Annotated in this window: 5 protein-coding genes; all 5 read right to left on the minus strand. The window is 70.8% G+C overall.

Features of this window, described 5'->3' with window-relative positions:
- A partial coding sequence (locus tag ACH107_RS31750; protein WP_412509626.1) for a HesA/MoeB/ThiF family protein occupies nucleotides 1-852 on the minus strand: 852 nt, incomplete at its 3' end.
- The gene (locus ACH107_RS31755) at nucleotides 849-1,445 is read right to left on the minus strand and encodes a thiamine phosphate synthase (RefSeq protein WP_412509627.1); all 597 of its coding nucleotides are present in this window, start codon (nucleotides 1,443-1,445) and stop codon (nucleotides 849-851) included. The genes ACH107_RS31750 and ACH107_RS31755, both read right to left, overlap by 4 nt.
- Nucleotides 1,442-2,215: a thiazole synthase gene (locus ACH107_RS31760; protein WP_412509628.1), complete on the minus strand. Its 774-nt coding sequence runs from the start codon at nucleotides 2,213-2,215 to the stop codon at nucleotides 1,442-1,444. The genes ACH107_RS31755 and ACH107_RS31760 overlap by 4 nt, the downstream gene beginning before the upstream one ends.
- A gap of 1 nt (nucleotide 2,216) precedes the next feature.
- Entirely contained in the window at nucleotides 2,217-2,414 is a 198-nt protein-coding gene (thiS, locus tag ACH107_RS31765) for a sulfur carrier protein ThiS (RefSeq protein ID WP_412509629.1), read from the minus strand.
- Nucleotides 2,392-2,830: FAD-dependent oxidoreductase (locus tag ACH107_RS31770; RefSeq protein WP_412509630.1), on the minus strand; the 439-nt coding region annotated here is incomplete at its 5' end. The genes thiS and ACH107_RS31770, both read right to left, overlap by 23 nt.

The following is a 2,830-nucleotide window of genomic DNA, read 5'->3' on the forward strand; positions in this document are numbered from 1 at the left end:
GGCGGGGCAGGGTCCGCCGGGGCCGAAATCGTCCACCGACTGCCGCCGCGCCCACGGCCGCAGTGGCGGCGCCTCGGACGTGGCGCGCAGATCGACAAGGAAATCATCCCCGGCGATCATGTCCGGCGCGATGAAGCGGAACGGCGTGGCAGGCTCCGGCGCCCCGGCGAAACCGAACCCGCCGTGGCGGAATGTCTGCGCGTCGAAGCTGACCAGCCGCCCGAGCGGCGAGTCCCCGCTCCCCGCCAGCACGGCCAACGCCATCTGCGCCTGCATGGCGCCGACGATGCCAACGACCGGCCCGAGCACGCCATCCGTTGCGCAGGACCCCGATTGTTGCGGCAGATCGGGAAAGACCGCGCGCAGCGATGGTGCCCCCCCGCAGAACCCGCCGGCATAGCCCGCCATGCCGACCACCGAGGCGCTGACGAGCGGCAGGCCCGCAGCCATGCAGTGATCGGACAGCACGTAACTGACCGCGAAACTGTCGGCGCAATCGAGCACGAGGTCGCAGCCCTGGGCCAGTTCGGCCACGTTCGCCGGGTCCAGCCGTACGGGCACCGGTTCAACGCTGCAGTCGGGATTGAGCCCGCGCATGGCGCCCGCCGCCACGGCGACCTTGGGCCTGCCGATATCTTCTGTCCGGAAAAGTGTCTGCCGATGCAGGTTGCTTTCGCTCACGCGGTCCGGATCAACGAGCCGGATCGCGCCCAGACCGGCCCCCACTAGATACTGCAGCACCGGCGCGGCCAGCCCGCCGGCGCCGACGATCAGAACATGGGCGGCACGCAGGCGCGCCTGCCCCCCGGCGCCGAACGCGGGCACCGCCTGCTGCCGCGCATAGCGGGTCATCGCGTCACCTCCAGCCAGTCACGGATGCGCGCCTCGGGGTCCGGGTTGAGCGTGATGTCGGTGACGACAGACGCCACATCGGCGCCCGCGGCGAAAGCCGCCGGGGCGCGCGCTACGCTCAGCCCGCCAATGGTGACCAGCGGCAGGTCACCGATACGGGTTTTCCAATCGCGCACCCGGTCAAGCCCCTGTTCATGCCATTTCATCTGCTTGAGGATCGTGGGCCAGACCGGCCCGAGGGCCACGTAATCGGGGGTGCAGGACAAGGCCCGCGAAAGTTCGGCCTCGTCATGGGTCGAGATGCCGACGCGGATCCCGGCGCGGCGGATCGCGGGCAGGTCGGCCGCGTCCAGATCCTCCTGCCCCAGATGCACCCACTCGCAGCCAAGGTCGATCGCCGCCTTCCAATGGTCATTCACCACCAGCGTCGCGCCATGCGCGCGGCATAGGTCCCGGCCCCGCCGCAGCATGTCGGTCAGGGAAGGCCCCGACGCATCCTTGATCCGCAGTTGCACCAGCCGGACACCGAGCGGCAGGGTGCGTTCCAGCCATGCCGGATCGTCGAATATCGGGTAGAAGCGCGGCAGGGTCATTCCAGCACCGCCAGACCCAGAACCGGGGTCGAGGGGGCGGCCATGTCGCGCGGCTCCATCGGGTCGGCGCCGTGGGCCAGCCGCCCGGCGTCGATCGCGCGGGCGAACCCCTCGGCCATGGCCGCGGGATCGCCCGCCTTGGCCACCGCGGTGTTGAGCAGAACGGCATCGAAGCCCAGTTCCATCGCCTGCGCGGCATGGCTGGGCAGGCCGAGCCCCGCGTCGATGACCATCGGCACCCCGGGAAACTGGGCGCGCAGGGTGCGCAGCCCGTACAGGTTGTTGAGCCCCTGCCCCGTGCCGATGGGCGCGCCCCACGGCATCAGCACCTCGCAGCCCGCATCCAGCAGCCTGCCGCCCAGCACGCCGTCCTCGGTCGTGTACGGGAAAACGCGGAATCCGTCCTCCGTCAGGATGCGCGCCGCCTCGACCAGCCCGAACGGATCGGGCTGCAGGGTATCGGCATGGCCGATCACCTCCAGCTTGATCCAGTCGGTATCGAAAAGGTCCCGGGCCATGTGGGCGGTCGTCACCGCCTCGCGCACGCTGTGGCATCCGGCGGTGTTGGGCAGGACCGGCAGGTCAAGGTCGCGGATCAGGTCCCGGAAGCCATCGCCATCGCCGCCGGCCGCGGATTCGCGGCGCAGCGAGACCGTGACGACCCCCGCGCCCGAGCGCCTGACCGCCTCGGCCAGCACCGCCGGGGAGGGATATTGCGCCGTGCCCAGCATCAGGCGCGACGGCAAGGTTGTGCCGTAAAGCTCCAGCATCTCAGCCCCCCTGACGCGGCGCGAGGATTTCCAGCCGGTCGCCCCCGGTTATCCTGTGCGCCTCGCGCGCGGCGGCCGGCACGAAATCGCCGTTCACCGCCGTCGCGACACGCGCCGTGCCGTATCCCAGTTCGGACAGCGCGCCGGCAAGCGTTGTCGCCGCCACGTCGCGCGTTTCACCGTTGACCGTTATCTTCATCCATGACCTCCGGATGTTGGCCCTCGATCACGAGGTCGGCGACCATCCGCGCCAGCGCGGGGGCCAGCAGGAACCCGTGTCGGAAAAGGCCGTTGACGTGAATCGTGCCGCCCCGGCGCCGGATGCGCGGCAGGTTGTCGGGGAAGGCCGGGCGCGCATCGGCGCCGATTTCCAGAACCTCGGCCTCGCCGAAGGCCGGGTCGAGCGCATAGGCGGCATTTAGCAGTTCCGCGACGGAGCGCAGCGTGGCCGGCCCCTGCCCGCCGGTTTCAAGCTGCGTGGCGCCCAGCATGAACACCCCGTCGCCGCGCGGCACGATGTAAAGCGGGTGGCGCGGGTGCAGCAGCCGCACGGGCCGCGACAGCGCCACGTCGGGCGCGCGCAGCACGACCATTTCACCGCGCACGCCGCGCAGG

The organism is Roseovarius halophilus (ex Wu et al. 2025), from assembly GCF_047086965.1.